Source organism: Kocuria oxytropis (genome assembly GCF_040981195.1).
GTDB classification, from domain to species: domain Bacteria; phylum Actinomycetota; class Actinomycetes; order Actinomycetales; family Micrococcaceae; genus Kocuria; species Kocuria oxytropis.
Window position 1 is genome coordinate 72,096 of the sequence record NZ_JAVFXA010000004.1, and the last position, 22,710, is coordinate 94,805.

The following is a 22,710-nucleotide window of genomic DNA, read 5'->3' on the forward strand; positions in this document are numbered from 1 at the left end:
GCTGTCCTGCGCCGAGTCCCCCAGCATCTCGCATCTCCCCCCGATCGACCCGGGGGACTTGCGAATGCAGGGGGGACTTGGCGGCGGTCGGAGTGATGGCGGTGCGCCCACCCCGGGTTCCCGAGGCCTGTGGCACGGACATGCCGCGATTAACGACGGGCTTGTGGCCTCTCCCGTGGAGGAGTCCGTACTCCCGCCTTGGACGTGAGATGCCAGAACCGGCACGTACTGCAGAAGTACGCGCCCTTTGGGCCCTTGCGGCCGCGAGCTGCATACCTGCGGGCTATTGCCTTCATCGCAACCACAGCCGTCCGACGGCTGGCGTAGTGCACCTTCGAGCATTCCGACATGACGATTCCTCGACTTGCCGTACTCGGCGGGCTCATATCCTGCCCGGTACGCGGTTCACGCCTGACAGCGATCGGCCACCAAGGAACCTGAAGGGTCCACTTGCCGATCACTATAGCAAAACGGACACGCCTGTGGCGCCGACCACACACCGCATGTGGCGTTAACTCGAAGACGGTGTCTTGAGGACTAGCGGGGTTGCCGAGGTGGGTGCAACGCCGAGGGTCAGCGGCGGCGGCTGTCCCGCACCTGGACGCCCGGGTTCTGGCGTCGGACGTCGAAGAGGCCCGTGGCCTCGATGAGGTCGCTGAGCTTGCGGTAGCCGTAGTTGCGGGAGTCGAAGGAGGCCTGGTTGCCGATCTGCTGCCCCACCGCCCCGAGGTGGGCCCAGCCGTCGTCGCCGCTGGCGGCGTCCACGGCGCTGCGCAGCATCCGCACCAGGCGGGCGTCCCCGCGCAGCGCCTGCTGCGGCGTGGCCGCCGGCGCCTCACCAGGCTTCTCCTCGGCGGGCTCCCCCAGACTCTCCACGTAGGTGAACTGCGAGCAGGCATTGATGAACGGTTCGGGGGTCTGCCGCTGCCCGAAGCCGTAGACCTTGTGCCCGTCCGTGAGGATCCGCATGACCAGGGGCGTGAAGTCCGCGTCGCTGGAGACGATCGCGAACCCGTCGACCGATCCGGCGTAGAGCAGGTCCATGGCGTCGATCACCATTGCCATGTCCGAGGCGTTCTTCCCGGTGCTGTAGGCGAACTGCTGGATCGGGCGGATCGCGTACGCGTGCAGCACCGCCTCCCAGGACTGCAGGTGCGGGCTCTTCCAGTTGCCGTAGGCCCGCCGCACGTTCGCGGCGCCGTGCCGGGCCACCTCGGCGAGGACCACGTCGATCTTGGCCGCCGGTGCATTGTCGGCGTCGATGAGCAGGGCGATGCGCTTTTCGTCGGTGTTCACGCCTCGACTCTGCCACGGACTCGAGCCGGGCGCTTCACGGAACGCGCGGGAGGCCGTCCCCGGGGGCCGGGAAGGGGTGCCCGATCCCGGGGTGTTCCGGTGCGGGCTGCCTCGGTGCGGGGTGTTCCGGTGCAGGGTGATCCGGCGCGTGCTGTTGCGGCGCGCGCTGCACCCGTGGGTGCAGCTCAGGCCAGGGACAGGGCGAAGGACAGCGCGAAGCCGGACGCGGTGCTCAGCGCCACGGCCGGGCCGCCGTGCTCGTAGGCCTCGGGCATCAGCGTGTCGGCGAGGGAGGCGATCACGGCGCCGGCGGCGAAGGCCAGCGGCAGGGAGATCGTCTCGGGGTCGCTGCCGGCCAGGGGGCCGGCGCCGAGCAGCACGGCCAGCACCAGCAGCACGCCGCAGACGGTCCAGAGCAGCACGGCCCTGCCGCGGGCCATGCCCTGCTCGCGCATCGACGCGGCGCCGACCAGCGACTCCGGCAGGTTGGACACGAAGATCGCCGCGAGCAGCGCCAGCCCTCCCGTGCCCTCGGTGAGCGCGACGCCCAGCGCCACGTTCTCGGGCACGCCGTCGAGGGTGACGGCGGCCAGCAGGGCCAGGCCGGCGGCACCACCGGCGGAGGCCGCGGTGGGCGCCTTCTCCTCGGCGGCGGCATCGGTGTCCAGCTTGGCGCTGCCCTCCTGCTTCTCCGCCTCCTGGGCCCGGGGCCCGGGCTGCGCCCAGCGGTCCAGGAGGGCGCTCAGAGCCGTGAAGACCACGGCGCCCGCGAACAGCCCGACCACCGCCAGCGGCAGCCCCCCGCGCTCGTAGGCGTCCTCGAACAGCTCGAAGGCCAGTGCGGTGATGAGGGCGCCGGCGGCGAAGGACAGCAGGACGGCGAGCACCCGCTTGGGGAGCTCGAAGCGCACGCCGATCAGCGCCCCGATGACGAGGGCGCTCGAGGCGACGATCGCGAAGAGCAGGGTCTGGCCCATGACGGCAGTGTAGGAGCCCGCGGGCGGTGCGCACCCGCACAACGGAAGGTTACTGATGAAGACGTCGGGCCGCGGGCGTGGCGCCGGGACCGCGCACGACGACGGCGGCCCGGCCACCTCCGGAAGAGGTGGCCGGGCCGCCGTCGTACGGGGATGAACCGGTCAGATGTTGAAGCCCAGGGCCCGCATCTGATCGCGGCCGTCCTCGGTGATCCGGTCCGGACCCCACGGCGGCATCCAGACCCAGTTCACGCGCCACTCGTCCACCATGGGATCGAGGTTCTGCGCGCACTGCTCCTCGATGACGTCCTGCAGCGGGCACGCGGCCGTGGTCAGGGTCATGTCGAGCACCAGGGCGCCGTCCTCGGCCCACTTGGAGCCGTAGAGCAGGCCCAGGTCCACGATGTTCACGCCGAGCTCGGGGTCGATGACGTTCTTGAGCGCCTCCTCGACCTCCTCGGTGGAGGGCCGGCCCGCGGCGGCGGGATCGGCGGTGGTCTCAGCAGGGGTGTCGGCCATCGCTGGCCTCCTTTCGGGGCTGGTGGGGTCGGGTCCGCTTACTGGGCCGGGGCCAGGTAGCGGTCGTAGCCCTCGTTCTCGAGCCGCTCGGCGAGCTCGGGACCGCCCTCGTCCACCACGCGGCCGTCGTGGAACACGTGCACGAACTGCGGCTTGATGTAGCGCAGGATGCGGGTGTAGTGGGTGATGAGCATGACGCCCATGTCGTTGGTCTCGAGCGCGCGGTTGACGCCCTCGGAGACCACCTTGAGCGCGTCCACGTCGAGGCCGGAGTCGGTCTCGTCCAGGAGGGCGATCCTCGGCTTGAGCAGCTCGAGCTGGAGGATCTCGTGGCGCTTCTTCTCGCCGCCGGAAAAGCCCTCGTTGACGTTGCGCTGGATCATGTCGGGGCTGATCTTCAGCTGCTCCATGGCCGCCTTGACGTCCTTGGTCCACGTGCGCAGGGAGGGGGCCTCCCCGTCGATCGCGGTCTTGGCCGTGCGCAGGAAGTTGGAGGTCGTCACGCCGGGGATCTCCACCGGGTACTGCATGGCCAGGAAGAGCCCGGCGCGGGCGCGCTCGTCCACGGACATCTCCAGGACGTTCTCCCCGTCCAGGAGGACCTCGCCGGAGTCGACGACGTACTTGGGGTGGCCGGCGATCGTGGAGGCCAGCGTGGACTTGCCGGAGCCGTTGGGGCCCATGATGGCGTGCACCTCACCGGAGCGGATGGTCAGGTTCACGCCCTTGAGGATGGGCTTGGTGGTCTCGTCGTCGAGCACGACGGACGCGTGCAGGTCCTTGATCTCGAGAGTTGCCATGGAAGGTTCTCCTGTGGTCGAAAGAGTCTGGGTCGTGAAGGGAGGGTGCGGGAGGGGCTCAGTAGTTCGCGGAGGCGAGCTCGTCCTGGACGGCCCCGCGCAGCCGCTCCTCGATGTCCGGGACACCGATCTGCTGGATGATCTCGAAGAGGAACCCGCGGACCACGAGCCGGCGCGCCTCGTCCTCGGGGATGCCCCGGGACATGAGGTAGTACAGGTGCTCGTCGTCCAGCTGGCCCGTGGTGGAGGCGTGGCCGGCGCCCGCGATGAGGCCGGTCTCGATCTCCAGGTTCGGCACGGAGTCCATCCGCGGGCCGTCGTTGAGGATGAGGTTCCGGTTGAGCTCGTAGGTGTCGGTGCCCTCGGCGGTGGCGCGGATCAGGACGTCGCCGACCCACACGCCGTGCGCGTTCTCGCCCTGCAGTGCGGACTTGTAGGTCACCCGCGAGGTGCAGTGCGGCTGGGAGTGGTCCACGAACAGCCGGGACTCCAGGTGCTGCCCGGCGTCCACGAAGGTCAGCCCGTAGAGCTCCACGGAGCCGCCCGGGGCGTCGAACCGGGTGGACGGGGTGACCCGCACCAGGTCGCCGCCGAGGGAGACGAGCACGTGCTTGAACGTGGCCGACCTCCCGAGGCGCGCCTGCTGGGAGGAGGCGTGCACGGCGTCGTCGTCCCACTCCTGGAGGGTCACGACGGTCAGGTTCGCCGAGTCGGCGACCCGGAACTCGACGTTCTGCGACAGCACGGCGGTGCCGTGGTGGCGCAGGACCACGAGGGCCTTGGCGAAGGGCTGGGCGTCGATCACCAGGTGCTGGGCCGCCGGGGTGGAGTCGGTGCCGTGGATGTCCACGACGACCGGCTCGGCCACCTCGGTCTCCTGCGGCACGGTGAGCACGGTGGCCTCGGTGACGCTGCTCCAGGCGTTGGCGGAGAGCCGGTCCTCGGGGATGCCGGCGCTGCCCACGCGGGCGTCGTCGCGGCCCACGGTCTCGACGCGCACGGCGTCCGAGTCGACGGTCACCGCGGGCGCCGGCCCGGTGAGGGCGTCGGCGTGCAACCCCTTGAGGCGCTTGAGCGGGGTGAACCGGAAGTCCTCCTCCTTGCCCGTGAGCTTGGGGAAGTCGGCGACGTCGAAGGACGTGCGCCGTCCGGCCCGGGAGGAGTCGGGCACGCCGGAGATGTCGCCGTGGGCGGTGTGCCGCACGAGCGTCTCGTTCTCGGAGTGCTCGGCGGAGAGCGTCTCGCCCTCCACGTCCATGCCCGGGATGGCGACCCGGTCGTTGCCGGTGGGGACCCCGTCGACCTTCTCGCCCAGGTTGTCGTAGACGTCCTTGGCCGCGCCGACGGCCTTGTCGGCCACGGCGGTGGCCGCGGAGGCGGCGGCCTCCGTGGCGTTGCGAATCGTGTCGTTCAGCTTGGTCATGTCAGCCAACGGATCCTTCCATCTGCAGTTCGATGAGGCGGTTGAGTTCGAGCGCGTACTCCATGGGCAGCTCGCGGGCGATCGGCTCCACGAACCCGCGCACGATCATCGCCATGGCCTCGTCCTCGGCCATCCCGCGCTGCATGAGGTAGAACAGCTGCTCCTCGGAGACGCGCGAGACGGTCGCCTCGTGGCCCATGGTGACGTCGTCCTCGCGGATGTCGACGTACGGGTAGGTGTCGGAGCGCGAGACGGTGTCGACGAGCAGCGCGTCGCAGACCACGTTGGAGCGCGAACCCTTCGCGCCCTCGCGGACCTGCACGAGCCCGCGGTAGGCGGCGCGGCCGCCGTTGCGGGCCACGGACTTCGAGACGATCGACGACGACGTGTTCGGCGCGATGTGCACCATCTTGGACCCGGTGTCCTGGTGCTGTCCCTCGCCGGCGAAGGCGATGGAGAGGGTCTCGCCGCGGGCGTGCTCGCCGGTCATGTAGACCGCCGGGTACTTCTGGGTGACCTTCGAGCCGATGTTGCCGTCGATCCACTCCATGGTGGCGCCCTCGTGGGCGATCGCGCGCTTGGTCACGAGGTTGTACACGTTGTTCGACCAGTTCTGGATGGTCGTGTAGCGCACCCGGGCGTTCTTCTTGACGATGATCTCCACGACCGCGGAGTGCAGCGAGTCGGTCTTGTAGATCGGCGCGGTGCAGCCCTCGATGTAGTGGACGTAGGAGTCCTCGTCCGCGATGATGAGCGTCCGCTCGAACTGGCCCATGTTCTCCGTGTTGATGCGGAAGTAGGCCTGCAGCGGGATCTCCACGTGCACGCCCTTGGGGACGTAGACGAACGACCCGCCGGACCACACGGCCGTGTTCAGGGACGCGAACTTGTTGTCGCCCACGGGGATGACGGTGCCGAAGTACTCGGCGAAGATCTCCGGGTGCTCCTTGAGCGCGGTGTCGGTGTCGAGGAAGATGACGCCCTGCTCCTCCAGGTCCTCGCGGATCTGGTGGTAGACGACCTCGGACTCGTACTGGGCGGCGACGCCGGCCACGAGCCGTCCGCGCTCGGCCTCGGGGATGCCCAGCTTCTCGTAGGTGTTGCGGATGTCCTCGGGCAGGTCCTCCCAGGTCTGGGCCTGCTTCTCGGTGGAGCGCACGAAGTACTTGATGTTGTCGAAGTCGATGCCGGACAGGTCCGCGCCCCAGGTGGGCATGGGCTTGCGGTCGAAGAACTTCAGTCCCTTGAGCCGCAGGTCGGTCATCCACTGCGGCTCGTTCTTCTTCGCGGAGATGTCCCGGACGACGTCCTCGTCGACGCCACGGCGCGCGGAGGCGCCGGCGACGTCGGAGTCCGCCCAGCCGTACTCGTAGGTGCCGATGCCCTCGAGCTCGGGGTTCTTCTCCAGGATGTCGGCGATGACAGTGTCGTTGCCGCTGGCGATCTGGTCAGTCATGACGGCCTTCCTCTGTTGTCTGGTCTGTGCTGTGGCCTGTGGTCCGGTCCGCGGGCGCCGGTCCCGGCCGCGCGAGGGGAACGTGCGTGGTGCACACGTGGGCGCCGGCGGCCTGGGTGGACAGCCGGCGGACGTCGGTGCCGAGCAGCCGGGCGATGAGCTCGGTCTCCAGCTCGCAGAACTGCGGGTACCGGGCCGCCAGCTCGCGCACGGGGCAGTGCCCCTGGCACAGCTGCGCGGAGACGATGGTGCGGGACTCCCCGCGGCCGACGGCCACCTCGTTGGTGGAGGTCGCGAACCCGTCGCGGCTGAGCAGCCGCACCAGGACGGGCAGCCGGTCGGCGACGTCGTCCCCGGCGGCCTCGACCTCGGGACGGTAGGAGGCCTCGAGGCGGTCCACGCGGTCCTGGACGAAGGAGCGGACGGCCTCCGGGCCGGCGATGCGCCGGATGGTCTCGAGGGCGTCGGTGGCGATCTCGAGGTAGTCGTCGCCGAGCTTCGCGTGGCCCTCGGGGGCCACCACGTAGCGGCGGGCGGGCCGGCCGGCGCCCCCGCTGCGGCGGCGCACCATGGTGACCTCGATGAAGTGCTGCTGCTCGAGGGCGTCGAGGTGGCGGCGCACGGCGGCGGGGGTCAGCTCGAGCATCTCGCCGAGGTCGGCCGCGGAGACCGGGCCGTGCTCCAGGACGGCGCCGAGCACGCGCGATCGGGTGTTCTCCTCCTGCTCCACCCGCGGGCCGGGGCGGGACGCGCTCCGGGAGTCCGTGGTCTGAGTCATGGGTGAACCGTTCGCTTCCTGATCGGCAGTGGTGGAGGTCCTCGTGGTGCAGCGCGCGGCCAGCAGGTCGCTCTCAATACACAACCGGAGTATGTCGTAATTCATTCCGGGCTGACCAGTAAGCAGAGCCTTACCGGACCCCTCGTCGCAAAATCACGACTTACTCATAATAACCCCTGGCGGTGGTGGGGCCAAGGGGTCCGGGCCGGCGGGCGCGCCGCACTACACTGGTCCGGTGCCCGCCCAGAGTCCCCCCGCGTCCTCACCCGCACTCTCGATCGAGCGCCTCGTGAAGGAGTTCCCCGTCCGCCGCCGCTCCCGCCGCGGCGCCGGGGACCCGGGCCCCGGGACGGTGCACGCCGTCGATGGGCTGTCCCTGACCGCGCGGCACGGCGAGATCACCGCCCTGCTGGGACCCAACGGGGCCGGCAAGACGACCACCCTCGAGTGCGCCCAGGGCCTGCAGCGGCCCTCCGGGGGCACGGTCCGGCTGCTCGGGCAGGATCCCTGGCGGGCCGGGCCGGCCCTGCGTGCCCGGGTGGGCGTGATGCTCCAGGACGGCGGGCTCCCCCAGGCCGTGCGGCCGCTCGAGCTGCTGCGGCACGTGGCGTCCCTCTACCGCAGCCCCCGGGACATGGACGAGCTGGTGGAGCGCCTCGGCATCGGCGGCTTCGACCGCACCGTGGTCCGCCGGCTCTCCGGCGGTCAGCGCCAGCGCGTGGCCCTGGCGGCCGCCCTGGCCGGGGACCCGGACGTCCTGTTCCTGGACGAGCCCTCGGCCGGGATGGACCCGCAGTCCCGCAACATCGTCTTCGACCTCGTCCAGCAGCTGCGCCGGGAGGGGGTGTGCATCATCCTCACCACGCATCTGCTCGACGACGCCCAGCGCCTCGCCGACCAGGTCTACATCGTGGACCACGGCCGGGTCATGGCCCAGGGCTCGGTCGCGGAGCTGGTGGCCCCCGGTGCCGACGCGCCCGCCGTGCTCGTGCTGACCCTGGCCCCCGGGCATCTGGGCGCGGGGCCCTTCCCGTGGGACGGCCCCGGGTTCGAGGACGTCCGCGTGAGCCGCGCGGACCGCACCGTGACCCTCACCGGGGCCCTCACCCCCGGCCTGCTCGAGACCGTGAGCCGGTGGTTCACCGTCACCGGCACGCTGCCCGAGTCCCTGTCCCTCCAACCGCGCACCCTCGAGGACGTCTTCCTCGACATCTCCGGACGGGAGATCCGATGACCGCACCCGCCCCGCCGACCGCCCCGCACCGGCACCCGGCCCCCGCGACCCTGGCCCGCCGGGTGGCCGCCCAAGCCCGCTTCGAGACGCGCGCGGTGCTGCGCAACGGGGAGCAGCTGCTGCTGCTGCTCATCCTGCCGCTCATGGCCCTCGTGGCCCTGACCCTCACCGACCTGCTGGACGCCGCCGTGCCGACGGGGGCCGCCCGGGTGGACGTGGCCGTGCCCGGTGTGCTGGCGCTGTGCGTGCTCTCGAACGCCTTCTCGGGCCAGGGCATCCAGACGGGCTTCGACCGCCGCTACGGGGTGCTGCGCTTCCTCTCCACCACTCCCCTGGGCCGCGGCGGGCTGATCGCCGGCAAGCTGCTGGCCATCGTCGCCGTGCTCGTGGTGCAGTACGCGCTGGTCGCCGCGCTCGGCGTGGCCCTCGGCTGGCGCCCGGACGCCGCCGCGGTGCTGCTCTCCGTGCCGGTCCTGCTCCTCGGGGCCGCGGCGTTCACCGGGCTGGGGCTGCTGCTCGCCGGGACGGTGCGCGCCGAGGCCACCCTCGCCGTGACCAACCTCGTGTGGGTGCTGCTCGCCGCCGTCGGCGGCACCCTCTTCCCCGCCCGGACGCTGCCCGCGGGGCTCGCCCCGGCCGTGGACCTGCTCCCCTCCGGTGCGCTGGGCACCGCCCTGCGCGAGACGTTCCTCACCGGCACGCCCACCCTGCTCCCGGTGCTCGTGCTCGCGGTCTGGGCCGCGGCGGCCTGGGCGGGGGCGCTGCGCTGGTTCCGCTGGAGCTGAGCCGCCGCCGGGGCGGCGGTCCGCCCGGACCGCGGGAGCCGGAGTCCGCGGGAGCCGGAGTCCGCGGGCCCGGATAAACTGGGCCCGGAGATCCCACCGCACCGACCCCGTCCGGAAGTGAATTCATGAACCGCGCCAGCGAGCCCAGCGACGTCGACTCCCGCGAGCGCGGCAGCGTCCTGCTGCCCACGACGATCACCCGGTGGGTGCGGTGGCTCGCAGTCGCGTCCCTGCTGGCCAACTCCGTGCTCATCCTCACCGGCGGGCTCGTCCGGCTGACCGGGTCCGGCCTGGGCTGCCCCACCTGGCCCCGGTGCACGGACGAGTCCTGGACGAACACCCCGGAGATGGGCGTGCACGGGCTCATCGAGTTCGGCAACCGGCTGCTGACGTTCCTGCTCGCCGCCGTCGCGGTCCTGACGTTCCTGGCGGTGCTGCGGCTGCGCCGCCGGCACCCCGACCTCTTCCGGATCGCGCTGCTGCTGGGCCTCGGCATCCCGCTGCAGGCCGTGGTCGGCGGGATCACCGTGCTCACCGGGCTCAACCCGTGGATCGTGGGGATCCACTACCTCATCTCCGGGGCGATGATCGCCCTGGCCACCGTGCTGGTCAACCGGACGCGGCGGCGGTCCCTGCCGGCCGTGCGGGACGCCGAACGGCCCGGCCAGGCCTACGGGCAGCGGCGGCTGATCCGGGCGCTGATGCTCAGCCTTGCGGTGCTCACCGCCCTGATCCTCTACCTGGGCACCCTGGTCACGGGCACCGGGCCCCACGCCGGCGACGACTCCACGGCCCGGCACGCCTTCGACGCCTACCTCATCACCCGCGCCCACGCGGTCCCCGTGTACCTGATCGTCGGGGCCGTGGTCCTCGGCCTGGTGCTCGCCCGCCGGCACCGCTGGCCCGTCCCGCTGGCCGCCGGCCTCCACGCGCTGCTGGCCGCCCTGGTCCTGCAGGCGCTCATCGGCTACTACCAGTACTTCAACGGTGTGCCGATCGTGGCCGTGGCGCTGCACCTGGTGGGCTCCGCCGTCCTGATCTGGGCCACCGCCCGCACCGTGGAGAAGGGCTTCGCGGTCACCCGCACCCCGGACCCGGTGCTGCGCGACGCCGACAGCACCCCCTCCGCGCAGGCGACGGCCCGTCGCTGAGGCCCGCGGTCGAGGCTCCGCGGGGACGCTCGTGCGGGCGCTCCGGTCCGGGACCGGTCGTCCGGGCTCGCCCAGGACGGGTCCGCCGGACCGGCCCGTCCGGCCCGGTTGTTCGGGACCGGCGGGTCAGGCCCGCTCGTCGGGCGCCTCGTCGAGCAGCTCCTCGACGGCCTGGGCCAGACGCTGCCGGCTGGCCGAGGGGATCGGCAGCAGCGGCCGGCGCGGCGGCGCCGTGCTGACGCCGCACACCTCGGCCAGGGCGTAGAGTGAGCTCAGGGGCCGTTCCTGGCGCAGGATCTCCAGCAGCGGCGTCAGGGCGGCCTGCCACGTGCGCACCTGGTGCTCGTCCCCGGCGGCGACAGCGTCCCGGAAGGCCGCGTACTGGCGCGGGAGGACCGCGGCGATCCCGGAGTGCCAGGCGGCCGCGTCCGGGGCCGCCTCGTGGAGCAGCCGCTCCCCGCTCACGCCGTGGGCCGTGCCGGGCTCCGCCAGCTCGGCGAAGCGCCGCCGCCGGGCCGCGAGGTCCTCGGGGGAGTCGGCGGTGTCCTTGAACGCGTTGACGTTCTCCAGCCAGGACAGCTCGGCGGCGAGCTCCACGGGGTAGGTGAAGCCGGTCGTCGTCGGGTTGTTGTAGATGCACAGGGGCAGGGACACGGCCGCCGAGACCGTCTCCACCTGGTCCGCGATCTCCTGGGAGACCAGCGGGATGTAGGACAGCGGGTTGAGCACGAGCCCGTCCGCGCCGCCGTTCTCGGCGGCGTAGGCCATCTCCAGGACCTCCCGGGTGGTCATCGCGGAGATCCCCGCGCCCACCGGCACCCCGGACCCGCGGGCGGCCTCCACGGCGACGCCCACGACCTCCGCGCGCTCCTCCCCGGAGAGGTAGGCGAAGCTCCCCGAGCTGCCCAGGACCACCACGGCGTCCACGCCCGTCCGGACCAGCCGGCCCACATAGCGCTCGAGGGACTCCAGATCCAGGTGTCCGCCCTGCCGGAAGGGGGTGACGGGGTAGGCGACGAGCCCGGTGAAGGTCATGCTGAGCATGCGACCATCCTAGGTCCGGCGGCTCCCGCGGCCGGTCCGCTCACCCGGGTCCCGGGGGGACCCGGACGGCTCACAGGACGGGGCCGCCCACGAACGGGTCCAGGGCGAGGGCGAGGAACACGAAGGTGATGTAGGCGATGGAGCCGTGGAAGACGTACATGGCCTGCTTGTCCGTGGGCCGGCCGGCCACGGCCAGGGCGTGCAGCTTGTGGCTGTGGCCCACGAACCAGGCTCCCGCGGCGAGGGCGGTCACCGCGTAGACCCATCCGGCCCCGCCCACGGGGACGAGCAGCAGCGAGCACACCACCGTGGCCCACGCGTAGAGGACCACCTGGCTGCCCACGGTCCGGGCCCCGGCGACGGCACCCAGCATGGGGACCCCGGCCCGGGAGTAGTCGTCGGCGTACTTCATGGACAGCGGCCAGTAGTGCGGCGGGGTCCACAGGAAGATGAACAGGAAGAGCACGAGCGCGGGCCAGTCGAGCCCTCCGGTGACCGCGGCCCACCCGATGAGCACCGGCATGCACCCGGCGACCCCGCCCCAGACGATGTTCTGGGCGGTGCGGCGCTTGAGGACGATCGAGTAGAAGACCGCGTAGAGGAAGATCGCCGCCGCGCCCAGGACGCCGGCGAGCACGTTGACCCCGAGCGTGAGCCAGGCGACCGACACGGCCGTGAGCAGCCAGGCGAAGACGAGGGCCTCGCGGTCGGTGACCTCCCCGGTGACGAGCGGGCGCTTGGCCGTGCGCTTCATCACCCGGTCCTCCTCCCGGTCGATGTAGCAGTTGAACGCCCCGGCCGCCCCGGCCGCGAGCGTGCCGCCCACCAGGGTGCTGAGGACGAGCCACAGGTCCGGCATGCCCTGCTGGGCGAAGATCATGGTCGGCACGGTGGCCACGAGCAGCAGCTCGATGATGCGCGGCTTCATCAGGGCCACGTAGGCGCGCAGCTTCCGGGAGGCCGTCATCCGCCCCGCCGGACGGGGCTCCCCCGCGACACCCGTGGGCCCGGTGCCGAGGACGGCTCGTCCTGCGGGTCCCGACGTCTCGAGTGAGTTCACAGAATCATTGCTCCCGGTTGCGGTGGTGTTCCCCCGGCTCCGTGCGCGAGGACGGCCCGGAGACGGTGCACCGCCGGCACGGGGAGGTGCTCGGCGCGGCAGCCCGCGGGCGCGGAAGAAGGTCCTATACAGCATAGCGCGTGGCGACGCCCGTCCCTGCGGCGGACATGACGGCCATGACGTCCCGGGGGCCCCGCACCGGTGCCTCCGGTCACACGGCCGAAATCTGCGTGACCTAAGCTGGACCCAAAGCTCCCGCCGGCAACCGGCTCCCGCTGCGCACCGCAGCGGTCCCCAGCAGAAAGGGCCCCGAACCTTGGTGACCGAACTCGATCAGAAGCTGACCTGGACCGAGCAGGACCGGCGTGCCGTGGACACGGTGCGGGTGCTGGCCGCGGACGCGGTGGAGAAGGTGGGCAACGGCCACCCGGGCACGGCGATGTCCCTGGCCCCGGCCGCGTATCTGCTGTTCCAGAAGGTGATGCGCCACGACCCGCGTGATGACCGGTGGACGGGCCGGGACCGGTTCATCCTCTCCCCCGGGCACACCTCCCTGACGCTGTACCTCCAGTTGTTCCTCTCCGGCTACGGCATGGAGCTCGAGGACATCAAGAGCCTGCGGACCTGGGGCTCGAAGACCCCGGGGCACCCGGAGTACCGGCACACCACCGGGGTGGAGATCACCACCGGCCCGCTGGGCCAGGGCCTGGCCTCGGCCGTGGGCTTCGCCTACGCCCAGCGCTACACCCGCGGCCTGTTCGACCCCGACGCGCCCGCCGGCGAATCGGTCTTCGACCACATGGTCTACGTGATCGCCTCCGACGGCGACCTCCAGGAGGGGGTGACCTCCGAGGCGTCCTCGCTGGCCGGAGTGCAGGAGCTGGGCAACCTCGTGGTGATCTACGACCAGAACCACATCTCCATCGAGGACGACACCGACGTGGCCTTCACCGAGGACGTCCTGGCCCGCTACGAGGCCTACGGCTGGCACGTGAACCGGGTGGACTGGACGAAGACCGGGGACTACGTCGAGGACGTCGAAGAGCTCTACGGCGCGATCCGCGCGGCCAAGGCCGAGACCACCAAGCCCTCGATGATCGCGCTGCGCACGATCATCGGCTACCCCGCGCCGGGAAAGCAGAACACCGGGGGCATCCACGGCTCCAAGCTCGGGGCCGAGGAGGTCGCCGCGACCAAGGAGATCCTCGGCTTCGACCCCGAGCAGTCCTTCCAGGTCGAGGACGAGGTGATCGCCCACACCCGCGGCATCGCCGAGCGCATGAAGAGTGTCCGCGAGCAGTGGGAGCAGGACTTCGCCGCCTGGCGGGAGGCCAACCCGGAGCGGGCGGGCCTCTACGACCGGATCCGCGCCGAGGAGCTGCCCGAGAACTACGCCGAGGCGTTCCCCGTCTTCGAGGCCGGCAAGGACGTGGCCACCCGGGCCGCGTCGGGGAAGGTGATCAACGCGATCGCCGAGACCTTCCCGGAGCTGTGGGGCGGCTCGGCCGATCTGGCCGGGTCCAACAACACCACGATCGAGTCCGCGGCCTCCTTCATCCCCGAGGCGCGCTCCACCGAGAAGTGGACTGGCAACCCCTACGGGCGGGTGCTGCACTTCGGGATCCGCGAGCACGCCGCGGCGGCGATCGTCAACGGCATCACCATGTCCTCGCAGACCCGGGCGTTCTCCGGGACGTTCCTGATCTTCTCCGACTACCAGCGCCCGGCCGTTCGCCTGGGCGCGCTGATGAAGGTCCCCTCGATCTACGTGTGGACCCACGACTCCATCGGCCTCGGCGAGGACGGTCCCACCCACCAGCCGGTGGAGCAGCTCTCCTCCCTGCGCGCGATCCCGGGCCTGGACGTGGTCCGCCCGGCCGACGCCAACGAGACCGCCGTGGCGTGGCGGACGATGCTGGAGAACCGGCACGGCCCGGCCGGCATCGCCCTGACCCGCCAGAACGTGCCCACCTTCGCGCGCACCGACCTGCACCCGGACGCCGAGGGCGAGAAGTTCGCCTCCGCCGAGGGGGTCGCCCGCGGCGGCTACGTCCTGGCCGACGCCCCGGACGGCCAGGAGCCGGACGTGGTGCTGATCGGCACCGGCTCCGAGGTCTCCCTGGCCGTGGCAGCCCGCGAGCAGCTGGCGGCGCAGGGGGTGGCCGCCCGGGTGGTGTCCATGCCCTGCCGGGAGTGGTTCGACGCCCAGGACGCCGCCTACCGCGAGTCCGTGATCCCGGCGGCCGTGCGGGCCCGCGTCACCGTGGAGGCCGGGATCGCCATGTCCTGGCGGGACCTCCTCGGCGAGCACGGCCGGGCCGTGTCCCTGGAGCACTTCGGGGAGTCCGCCGACTACGAGACCCTCTACCGCGAGTTCGGCATCACCGCCGAGGCCGTCACCGCCGCCGCCCAGGAGTCCCTCACCGCCGCGCGGGACACCGCCCCGGCGAACCGCTGAGCAGCGGCGCGCACCGACCGACCACCCTCCCCCGAGCACGAGGACTGACAGACACATGACCACTCCCACCCAGAAGCTCTCCGACGCCGGCGTCTCGATCTGGCTCGACGACCTGTCCCGCGAACGCCTGGCCTCCGGCGGGCTGCGGCAGCTCATCGACGAGAAGAACGTGGTCGGGGTGACCACCAACCCCACGATCTTCGCCGCGGCCCTGGCCGCCCACGACGCCTACGAGGACCAGGTCAAGGAGCTCGCCGCCGCCGGGACCGACGTGGACGAGGCCGTGCTGGCCATCACCACCGACGACGTGCGCGAGGCCTGCGACCTGTTCGCCCCGATCGCCGAGGCCACCCAGGGCGTGGACGGGCGGGTGTCCATCGAGGTGGACCCGCGCCTGGCCCAGGACGCCGAGGCCACCTCGGCCATGGCCCAGCGGCTGTCGGCGACCATCGACCGCTCCAACGCGCTGATCAAGATCCCCGCCACCGAGGCGGGGCTGCCCTCGATCACCGCGACCATCGCCGAGGGGATCTCCGTCAACGTGACGCTGATCTTCTCCCTCGAGCGCTACCGCGCCGTCATCAACGCCTACCTGCTGGGCCTGGAGCAGGCCCTGGAGAACGGCAAGGACCTGGCCGGCATCCACTCCGTGGCCTCCTTCTTCGTCTCCCGCGTGGACGCCGAGATCGACAAGCGCCTCGACGCGGTCGGCACCGAGGAGGCGAAGGCCCTGAAGGGCCAGGCCGGGCTGGCCAACGCCCGGCTCGCCTACCAGATCTTCGAGGACTCCCTGGCCACCGAGCGCTGGGAGCGGCTGGCCTCGGCCGGGGCGAACCCGCAGCGCCCGCTGTGGGCCTCCACCGGGGTGAAGGACCCGTCCCTGCCGGACACCCTGTACGTGACCGGGCTCGTGGCCCCGAACACGGTCAACACCATGCCGGAGAAGACCCTCGAGGCCACGTTCGACCACGCCGAGATCACCGGGGACACCGTCACCGGCAGCTACGCGGAGTCCAACGAGCTCCTGGACAGGATCGCCGGCGTGGGGATCTCCTACGACGAGGTCGTCGCCCAGCTCGAGGCGGAGGGCCTCACCAAGTTCGAGGACTCCTGGACGGAGCTGCTCGAGACGGTGCAGACCGCTCTCGACAACGCCCGCTGAGCCCGTCCCGTCCCGACCCGAGTGCCGTCCGTGCTGCCCCACCCGAAGGAGAATCCATGAGCTCCCTGTCCGTCCAGACCTCCGGCGCGGCCCGCGAGGCCGTCGACCGGCACGTGCCCGCGCTGGTGGGCGACGGGTTCGCGTCCAAGCTCTTCGCCCAGGACCCCACCCTGTGGGGCGCCGCGGCCGAGGACGAGTCGGCCAAGCGGCTGGGCTGGGTGGAGGCCGCCGAGGTCTCTCGGCCGCTCGTCGCCGAGATCGCCGCGCTGCGGGAGGAGTTCGCCGCCGAGGGGGTGGACCGCTTCGTGCTCGCGGGCATGGGAGGGTCCTCCCTCGCCCCCGAGGTGATCACCCGGACCGCGGGCGTCGAGCTGTTCGTGCTGGACTCCACGGACCCGGAGATGGTCGGGGCGGCCCTGGCCGACCGCCTCGAGCGCACCGCGATCGTCGTCTCGTCCAAGTCCGGCTCCACCGTGGAGACGGACTCCGCCCGCCGGGTCTTCGCCCGGGCCTTCCAGGACGCGGGCATCGACGCCGCCTCGCGGATCGTGGTGGTCACCGACCCCGGCTCGCCCATGGAGGCCTCCGCGCGGGAGGCCGGCTACCGCCGCGTCTTCACCGCCGACCCGACCGTGGGCGGGCGGTTCTCCGCGCTCACGGCGTTCGGGCTCGTCCCGTCCGGGCTCGCCGGGGTGGACGTCGGGGCCCTGCTCGACGACGCCGACGAGGCCGGTGAGGTGCTCCGCGAGGACGCCGAGGACAACCCGGCGCTGCACCTGGGCGCGGCGCTCGGCGGGACGCAGCCACTGCGGAACAAGCTCGTGTTCCGGGACCTGGGCTCCGGGATCACAGGCTTCGCCGACTGGGCGGAGCAGCTGATCGCGGAGTCCACCGGCAAGGAGGGCAAGGGCGTGCTGCCCGTCGTCGTGGGCGCCGGGGACGCGCCGGAGGCCTCGTCCGGGGCGTCCGACGTCCTGGTCGTGGAGCTCGTCGGCGTGGACGAGGAGCAGGCCCCCGAGGGGGACGTGGTGCGCGTCGCGGGCTCGCTCGGCGCCCAGCTCATGCTGTGGGAGGTGGCCACGGCGGTGGCCGGGCGGCTGCTGGGCATCAACCCCTACGACCAGCCGGACGTGGAGTCGGCGAAGAACGCGACCCGTGCCCTGCTCGAGGACAAGCCGCGGCCGACGGCCGCGGACGTCGTGGACGGGCCCGTGGAGATCCGCGGCGCCCACGACCTGCTCGACGGCACGCGCACGGTCGAGGACGCCCTGGCCAAGCTGCTCGCGCAGCTGCCGGAGACCGGGTACCTCTCCGTGCAGGCGTACTTCGACCGCCTCGCGTGGGCGGACCTGGAGGACATCCGCCCGGTGCTCGCCCGGGCCACCGGCCGGCCCGTGACGTTCGGCTGGGGTCCCCGGTTCCTGCACTCCACCGGCCAGTACCACAAGGGCGGCCCGGCGGAGGGCGTGTACCTGCAGATCACCGCCGCCTCCGGGACGGACCTCGACATCCCGGACAGCCCGTTCAGCTTCGGCGAGCTCATCTCGGCCCAGGCCGACGGGGACGCGCAGGTCCTCGCCGACCACGGCCGCCCGGTGCTGCGGCTGCGGCTCACCGACCGCGCCGCGGGGGTGGCACGGCTGCAGCAGGCCGTCGACGCCCTCGGCCGCTGACCGGTCGGGGCAACCCGACCGCTGTCCTAGAATGGACGCACGCCACGGTCGGCGCGGGAGTCCCGCGCCGACCGTTGTGCGTGCAGGCCCCGTGAGCGCCCCGGCGCCGCAGAGACGTGAAGGAGTTCTGTTGCCAGACAACAATGCCCGCAATGCGCTGCGGGACCCGAGGGACCGGCGGCTCGTCCGGGTCGCCGCACCGTCGGCGCTCGTGCTCTTCGGCGTGACGGGAGACCTCGCGAAGAAGAAGCTGCTGCCGGCGATGTACGACCTCGTCAACCGGGGGCTGCTCCCGCCGTCCTTCGCGCTCGTCGGCTTCGGCCGCCGCGACTGGTCGCACGAGCAGTTCCGCGAGGTGGTGCGCGAGTCCGTCGAGGCCCACGCCCGCACGCCCTTCCAGGAGGACGTGTGGCGGCAGTTCGCCTCCGGCGTCCGGTTCGTGCGCGGGGAGTTCGACGAGGACAAGGCCTACGAGGCGCTCAAGTCGACCCTCAAGGACCTCGACGTGAACTCCGGGACGCGCGGCAACCACGCGTTCTACCTCTCGATCCCGCCCAAGGCGTTCGAGACGGTCTGCCAGCAGCTCGCCGACCACGGCCTCGCTCAGCACGAGAACGCCTCCGGGTGGCGCCGTGTGGTCATCGAGAAGCCCTTCGGCCACGACCTCGACTCCGCCGCGGAGCTCAACGCCATCGTGGAGCGCGTGTTCCCGGCGGACTCGGTGTTCCGCATCGACCACTACCTGGGCAAGGAGACGGTCCAGAACATTCTCGCGCTGCGCTTCGCGAACCAGATGTTCGAGCCGCTGTGGAACGCGCAGTTCGTGGACCACGTGCAGATCACCATGGCGGAGGACATCGGCATCGGCTCCCGCGCCGGGTACTACGACGGCGTGGGCGCGGCCCGCGACGTCATCCAGAACCACCTGCTGCAGCTGCTGGCCCTCACCGCCATGGAGGAGCCGCTGTCCTTCGAGGCCCACCACATGCGCGCCGAGAAGGCCAAGGTGCTCGCCTCGGTCGTCGTCCCCGAGGACCTGGCGGCGCACTCCGCGCTCGGCCAGTACGAATCCGGGCTGCAGGGCGGGGAACGGGTGCGGTCCTTCCTCGAGGAGCAGGACATCCCCGCCGACTCCCGCACCGAGACCTACGCCGCGCTGCGCGTGGACATCAACAACCGCCGGTGGGCGGGCGTGCCGTTCTACCTGCGGGCGGGCAAGCGCCTGGGCCGGAGGGTCACCGAGATCGCCGTGCAGTTCAAGACCTCCCCCAACCTGCTCTTCGGGGACAACGGCCACGAGGACCTGGGGCAGAACGTCATCGTGATCCGGATCCAGCCCGACGAGGGCGTGACGATCCGGCTGGGCTCCAAGGTCCCCGGCACGCAGTCGGAGATCCGGGACGTGACCATGGACTTCGGCTACGGCCACTCGTTCACCGAGTCCAGCCCCGAGGCCTACGAGCGCCTCATCCTCGACGTGCTGCTCGGGGAACCGCCGCTGTTCCCGGACCACGAGGAGGTCGAGCTGTCCTGGCGGATCCTCGACCCCTTCGAGGAGTGCTGGGCGGAGCAGCAGATCATGCCGGAGCCGTACGCGCCGGGGTCCTGGGGACCCTCCGCCGCGGACGAGCTGCTGGCCCGCGACGGACGCGTCTGGAGGCGACCGTGATCGTTTCGATGGAGAACACCACCACCTCGGCCATCGACAAGAAGCTCAACCAGCTGCGGGACCAGCACGGCGTCGTGACGCTCGGCCGGGTCCTGACCCTGGTGATCCTCGCGCAGGCCGGGCACTCCGAGGCCGCGCTCGAGGCCGCGAACTTCGCCAGTCACGAGCACCCGTGCCGGATCCTCGTGCACGTGGCGCACTCCCAGGCGGAGAGCACCCGGCTCGACGCCCAGCTGCGCATGGGCGGTGACGCGGGGGCCTCCGAGGTCATCGTGCTGCACGGCTACGGCGAGCTGGCCGCGCCCACCGAGACGCTGTTCTCGGCGCTGCTGCTGCCGGACGCGCCGATCGTGGCGTGGTGGCCGCACGAGGTGCCGCCGCCCTCGCCGCACACCTCCTCGATCGCCCGGATCGCCCACCGGCGGATCACCGACGCCGCGCGCAGCGACGACGCCTACGAGACGCTCGCGGAGCTCAGCGACCGCTACGTCCCCGGCGACACCGACCTCGCGTGGACGAGGGTCACCAACTGGCGCATCCAGCTGGCCGCGGTCCTCGACCAGGCGGAGCCGGCGCCCGTGCGGGAGGTCGTCGTCGAGGGGTGCGGCCGCTCCCCCAGCGTGGTGCTGCTGGGCACGTGGCTGGGCACCCGGCTCGACGCCGAGGTCACGTTCGTGAACAACCCGGGGACCCGGCGCCTGGACAAGGTGACCCTGGTGCGGGACGACGGCGAGATCGTGCTCGAGCGCCCGGGCCGGTCCGTGGCGATGCTGCGGCAGCCGGGCCAGCCCGACCAGCAGATCGCGATGCCCGTGCGGGACCTCAGCGCCTGCATCGCCGAGGAGCTCCGCCGCCTGGACCCGGACGAGGTCTACGGCGAGGTGCTCACCACCGGGCTGCGGGACGTGCGGGTCGCGCGCATCGTGGACACCACCGGCGAGCTCACCCCCGGCGCCGCGCGCTTCCTGGCCGCGCACGGGGGCGGCCGCCCGGCCCCGGAGCTCCCGCCGGGCGCCCCGCCCGGCGACGCCCCGGAACCGGTCGCCGACGCGCCGGCGAAGCCGTCCCCCGCCCCGGCCGCCGACCCGGCCGGCGCGGCGGCCTCCGTCCCGTCCTCCGGGGAGGAGCAGGCATGAGCGCCGCGCCGGAGACCGTCCCGCACCCCGACAAGGCCTCGCTGGCCGCCGGCACCGCGGAGCGGATCCTCGACGTGGTCGTGGCCGCGCAGGAGGAGCGCGGCGAGGCGGGACTCGTGCTCACCGGCGGCAGCATGGGCACCGCGGTGCTCGCCGCCGTGGCGGCCTCCGCCCGCCGGGACGAGGTCGACTGGTCCCGGGTCGACGTCTGGTGGTCCGACGAGCGCTTCGTGGCCGCGGACAGCCCCGAGCGCAACTGCGTCCAGGCCGCCGAGGCCGTGGGCGGGGCGCTGGCGCTGAACCCGGACCGGGTGCACTGCATGGGCAGCGCCGACGACTTCGCCACCGCCGAGGACGCGGCCGACGACTACCGCCGCGAGCTCGAGGCCGCGGCCGCGGCGCAGCACGGCACCGGGCCGGTGCCGCGCTTCGACCTGTCCCTGCTGGGCCTGGGCCCGGACGGGCACGTGGCGTCCCTGTTCCCGGGCCGCCCGCACGTGCACGAGCAGGAGGCCACGGTGCTGGGGGTGCAGGACTCCCCCAAGCCCCCTCCGGTGCGGGTGAGCATGACGCTGCCGATGATCAACAGCGCGCAGCGGATCTGGTTCCTCGTGGCGGGGGCCGACAAGGCGGCGGCGGTCGCGGCCGTGCGCGCGGGCGCCCCGCTCGAGCGGACCCCCGGTGCCGGGGTGCACGGCACCGAGGAGACGCTGCTGCTGGTCACGGAGGACTGCCTGACCGGCTGACGGCCCGGGCCCCGTCGAGGGGCGCGGCCCGCGGTCCGCGCCCCTCGAGGGGGCGGACACGGACGACCCCGGGTCCCCCGGCCGGCCGCGGGACGTCGCGGCGGGCCGGGGGACCCGGGGTCGGTGGGTACCGGGGGCGGTGGGATCAGACCGCGACCTCGGCGAAGCGCATGGTCAGCGCGTAGGCCGCGACGGACAGGGCCCACACCACAGCGGTGCCGGTGGTGAGGCGGACCAGGTTCTTCTGCGCCACGCCGGAGGTGTTCAGCGACTGGGTCATGCCGCCGCCGAACATGTCGGAGAGGCCTCCGCCCTTGCCCTTGTTGAGGAGCACGAGCAGGACGGCCAGCAGGCTCGTGAGCACGATGATCGCCAGGAGCACGTTCTGCAGAATTTCCACTGGGGCCTTCCCTCGGGGTGTCCGTCGAGCAGCCGCGCCCGGACGGCGCGGGGAGTCAGGGGGTCGTGATCAGTCGGTCACGAGGTGCTGCTCGAACCTGGCAATGCTAGCAAACTCCTCGGCGTCCAGGCTGGCGCCGCCGACGAGCACGCCGTCCACGTCCTTGCCCTTGAGGATCGATCCCGCGTTGGCGGCCTTGGCGGAGCCGCCGTAGAGGATGCGGGTCTTCGCCGCGGTGTCGGCGTCGTGGAGCTCGGCGAGCTCGGCGCGGATGGCGGCCGCCATCTCCTGGGCGTCCTCCGGGCCGGCGACCTCGCCGGTGCCGATCGCCCAGACGGGCTCGTAGGCCACCACGAGCTCGGCGACGCGCCCGGCCTCGAGACCGGCGATGGACCCCCGCAGCTGCTCGAGGGTGAAGGCGACGTGCTCGCCGGCCTGGCGGACCTCGAGGCCCTCCCCCACGCACAGCACGGGGACCAGGCCGTGGCGGTGGGCGGCGGCGATCTTCGCGTTGCACTGCTCGTCCGTCTCACCGTGGATGGTGCGGCGCTCGGAGTGGCCGATCAGCACGTAGGTGCAGCCGAGCTTGGCCAGGAACTGCCCCGAGATGTCGCCGGTGTAGGCGCCGGAGTCCTGGTCGGAGAGGTCCTGGGCGCCGTAGACCACGCGCAGGTCGTCGCCGTCCACGAGGCTCTGGACGGAGCGGAGGTCGGTGAACGGCGGGAAGACGGCCACCTCGGCGCGGGTGTAGTCGTGCTTGGCGTCGTCCAGGGTCCACGCGAGCTTCTGCAGCAGCGTGATGGCCTGGGCGTGGTCCATGTTCATCTTCCAGTTGCCGGCGATCAGCGGCGTGCGGTCGAACTGACCGTTGGTCTGCGAGGTCATCGGGGACTCCTGTCCGCGGCGGGTACGCCGCTCGTGGTGCGTGTCGGCAGTGGTGCGC

At 72.2% G+C, this 22,710-nt stretch carries 20 protein-coding genes; 9 read left to right on the forward strand and 11 right to left on the reverse strand.

The annotated features are described in order from the left end of the window. Positions 1-573: 573 nt before the first annotated feature. The 7 genes from QYM41_RS05625 to QYM41_RS05655 all read right to left on the reverse strand — a co-directional run bounded on the left by QYM41_RS05625 (position 574) and on the right by QYM41_RS05655 (position 7,249). Positions 574-1,296: an NYN domain-containing protein gene (locus QYM41_RS05625; RefSeq protein ID WP_368798771.1), complete on the reverse strand. Its 723-nt coding sequence runs from the start codon at positions 1,294-1,296 to the stop codon at positions 574-576. A gap of 185 nt (positions 1,297-1,481) precedes the next feature. Further along, the gene (locus QYM41_RS05630; RefSeq protein ID WP_368798772.1) at positions 1,482-2,273 is read right to left on the reverse strand and encodes a ZIP family metal transporter; all 792 of its coding nucleotides are present in this window, start codon (positions 2,271-2,273) and stop codon (positions 1,482-1,484) included. A 162-nt stretch (positions 2,274-2,435) separates the two neighbouring features. Beyond that, positions 2,436-2,792 (reverse strand): metal-sulfur cluster assembly factor, encoded by a 357-nt coding sequence (locus QYM41_RS05635; RefSeq protein ID WP_368798773.1) that lies wholly within the window; start codon positions 2,790-2,792, stop codon positions 2,436-2,438. Between the two features lie 38 nt (positions 2,793-2,830). Next, a complete protein-coding gene (sufC, locus tag QYM41_RS05640) occupies positions 2,831-3,592 on the reverse strand; it encodes a Fe-S cluster assembly ATPase SufC (protein ID WP_368798774.1) in 762 nt (253 codons plus the stop codon). Between the two features lie 58 nt (positions 3,593-3,650). Beyond that, positions 3,651-4,850: a Fe-S cluster assembly protein SufD gene (gene sufD, locus QYM41_RS05645; protein WP_368798925.1), complete on the reverse strand. Its 1,200-nt coding sequence runs from the start codon at positions 4,848-4,850 to the stop codon at positions 3,651-3,653. A gap of 166 nt (positions 4,851-5,016) precedes the next feature. Continuing rightward, on the reverse strand, positions 5,017-6,471 hold the full coding sequence (gene sufB / locus QYM41_RS05650) for a Fe-S cluster assembly protein SufB (protein WP_368798775.1): 1,455 nt from the start codon (positions 6,469-6,471) through the stop codon (positions 5,017-5,019). Further along, complete coding sequence (locus QYM41_RS05655) at positions 6,464-7,249, reverse strand: helix-turn-helix transcriptional regulator (RefSeq protein WP_368798776.1); 786 nt, start codon at positions 7,247-7,249, stop codon at positions 6,464-6,466. Before QYM41_RS05655 ends, sufB begins: the two co-directional genes overlap by 8 nt. Positions 7,250-7,484: 235 nt before the next feature. Here QYM41_RS05655 and QYM41_RS05660 point away from each other — a divergent pair, with 235 nt between their 5' ends. From QYM41_RS05660 to QYM41_RS05670, 3 genes are all read left to right on the forward strand, one after another. Continuing rightward, complete coding sequence (locus QYM41_RS05660; protein ID WP_368798777.1) at positions 7,485-8,483, forward strand: ABC transporter ATP-binding protein; 999 nt, start codon at positions 7,485-7,487, stop codon at positions 8,481-8,483. Next, on the forward strand, positions 8,480-9,268 hold the full coding sequence (locus QYM41_RS05665; protein ID WP_368798778.1) for an ABC transporter permease: 789 nt from the start codon (positions 8,480-8,482) through the stop codon (positions 9,266-9,268). The genes QYM41_RS05660 and QYM41_RS05665 overlap by 4 nt, the downstream gene beginning before the upstream one ends. A 125-nt stretch (positions 9,269-9,393) precedes the next feature. Next, positions 9,394-10,419 carry a COX15/CtaA family protein gene (locus QYM41_RS05670; RefSeq protein ID WP_368798779.1) on the forward strand — a complete coding sequence of 342 codons (1,026 nt, stop codon included), beginning with the start codon at positions 9,394-9,396 and terminating at the stop codon, positions 10,417-10,419. Between the two features lie 126 nt (positions 10,420-10,545). Here QYM41_RS05670 and QYM41_RS05675 read toward each other — a convergent pair whose 3' ends face one another. Both QYM41_RS05675 and QYM41_RS05680 read right to left on the reverse strand, forming a co-directional pair. Next, on the reverse strand, positions 10,546-11,463 hold the full coding sequence (locus QYM41_RS05675) for a dihydrodipicolinate synthase family protein (RefSeq protein ID WP_368798780.1): 918 nt from the start codon (positions 11,461-11,463) through the stop codon (positions 10,546-10,548). Between the two features lie 70 nt (positions 11,464-11,533). Then, positions 11,534-12,430, reverse strand: coding sequence for a heme o synthase (locus QYM41_RS05680; RefSeq protein ID WP_368798926.1), 897 nt, complete (start codon positions 12,428-12,430; stop codon positions 11,534-11,536). Positions 12,431-12,842: 412 nt separating this feature from the next. Here QYM41_RS05680 and tkt point away from each other — a divergent pair, with 412 nt between their 5' ends. From tkt to pgl, 6 genes are all read left to right on the forward strand, one after another. Then, on the forward strand, positions 12,843-14,981 hold the full coding sequence (tkt, locus tag QYM41_RS05685) for a transketolase (RefSeq protein WP_368798781.1): 2,139 nt from the start codon (positions 12,843-12,845) through the stop codon (positions 14,979-14,981). A 55-nt stretch (positions 14,982-15,036) separates the two neighbouring features. Next, positions 15,037-16,143, forward strand: a complete 1,107-nt coding sequence (tal, locus tag QYM41_RS05690) for a transaldolase (RefSeq protein ID WP_368798782.1) — start codon at positions 15,037-15,039, stop codon at positions 16,141-16,143. Positions 16,144-16,199: 56 nt separating this feature from the next. Then, a complete protein-coding gene (locus QYM41_RS05695; RefSeq protein ID WP_368798783.1) occupies positions 16,200-17,816 on the forward strand; it encodes a glucose-6-phosphate isomerase in 1,617 nt (538 codons plus the stop codon). 157 nt (positions 17,817-17,973) lie between these two features. Beyond that, entirely contained in the window at positions 17,974-19,485 is a 1,512-nt protein-coding gene (zwf, locus tag QYM41_RS05700; protein WP_368798927.1) for a glucose-6-phosphate dehydrogenase, read from the forward strand. After that, positions 19,482-20,621 (forward strand): glucose-6-phosphate dehydrogenase assembly protein OpcA, encoded by a 1,140-nt coding sequence (locus tag QYM41_RS05705; protein ID WP_368798784.1) that lies wholly within the window; start codon positions 19,482-19,484, stop codon positions 20,619-20,621. The genes zwf and QYM41_RS05705 overlap by 4 nt, the downstream gene beginning before the upstream one ends. After that, positions 20,618-21,367 carry a 6-phosphogluconolactonase gene (gene pgl / locus QYM41_RS05710; protein ID WP_368798785.1) on the forward strand — a complete coding sequence of 250 codons (750 nt, stop codon included), beginning with the start codon at positions 20,618-20,620 and terminating at the stop codon, positions 21,365-21,367. Before QYM41_RS05705 ends, pgl begins: the two co-directional genes overlap by 4 nt. 145 nt (positions 21,368-21,512) lie before the next feature. Here the strand turns inward: pgl and secG are convergent, their stop codons facing one another. Both secG and tpiA read right to left on the reverse strand, forming a co-directional pair. Continuing rightward, on the reverse strand, positions 21,513-21,767 hold the full coding sequence (secG, locus tag QYM41_RS05715; RefSeq protein ID WP_368798786.1) for a preprotein translocase subunit SecG: 255 nt from the start codon (positions 21,765-21,767) through the stop codon (positions 21,513-21,515). A gap of 69 nt (positions 21,768-21,836) precedes the next feature. After that, entirely contained in the window at positions 21,837-22,652 is an 816-nt protein-coding gene (gene tpiA / locus QYM41_RS05720; protein WP_368798787.1) for a triose-phosphate isomerase, read from the reverse strand. Positions 22,653-22,710 lie beyond the last annotated feature (58 nt).

Excerpts from the sequence above, each read along its gene's own strand:
- QYM41_RS05630 (WP_368798772.1), bottom strand. The coding sequence starts at position 2,273 with ATGGGCCAGACCCTGCTCTTCGCGATCGTCGCCTCGAGCGCCCTCGTC.
- QYM41_RS05635 (WP_368798773.1), bottom strand. The coding sequence starts at position 2,792 with ATGGCCGACACCCCTGCTGAGACCACCGCCGATCCCGCCGCCGCGGGC.
- sufC (WP_368798774.1), bottom strand. The coding sequence starts at position 3,592 with ATGGCAACTCTCGAGATCAAGGACCTGCACGCGTCCGTCGTGCTCGAC.
- sufD (WP_368798925.1), bottom strand. The coding sequence starts at position 4,850 with ATGGACGTGGAGGGCGAGACGCTCTCCGCCGAGCACTCCGAGAACGAG.
- sufB (WP_368798775.1), bottom strand. The coding sequence starts at position 6,471 with ATGACTGACCAGATCGCCAGCGGCAACGACACTGTCATCGCCGACATC.
- QYM41_RS05655 (WP_368798776.1), bottom strand. The coding sequence starts at position 7,249 with ATGACTCAGACCACGGACTCCCGGAGCGCGTCCCGCCCCGGCCCGCGG.
- QYM41_RS05665 (WP_368798778.1), top strand. The coding sequence starts at position 8,480 with ATGACCGCACCCGCCCCGCCGACCGCCCCGCACCGGCACCCGGCCCCC.
- QYM41_RS05670 (WP_368798779.1), top strand. The coding sequence starts at position 9,394 with ATGAACCGCGCCAGCGAGCCCAGCGACGTCGACTCCCGCGAGCGCGGC.
- QYM41_RS05675 (WP_368798780.1), bottom strand. The coding sequence starts at position 11,463 with ATGCTCAGCATGACCTTCACCGGGCTCGTCGCCTACCCCGTCACCCCC.
- QYM41_RS05680 (WP_368798926.1), bottom strand. The coding sequence starts at position 12,430 with ATGACGGCCTCCCGGAAGCTGCGCGCCTACGTGGCCCTGATGAAGCCG.
- tal (WP_368798782.1), top strand. The coding sequence starts at position 15,037 with ATGACCACTCCCACCCAGAAGCTCTCCGACGCCGGCGTCTCGATCTGG.
- QYM41_RS05695 (WP_368798783.1), top strand. The coding sequence starts at position 16,200 with ATGAGCTCCCTGTCCGTCCAGACCTCCGGCGCGGCCCGCGAGGCCGTC.
- pgl (WP_368798785.1), top strand. The coding sequence starts at position 20,618 with ATGAGCGCCGCGCCGGAGACCGTCCCGCACCCCGACAAGGCCTCGCTG.
- tpiA (WP_368798787.1), bottom strand. The coding sequence starts at position 22,652 with ATGACCTCGCAGACCAACGGTCAGTTCGACCGCACGCCGCTGATCGCC.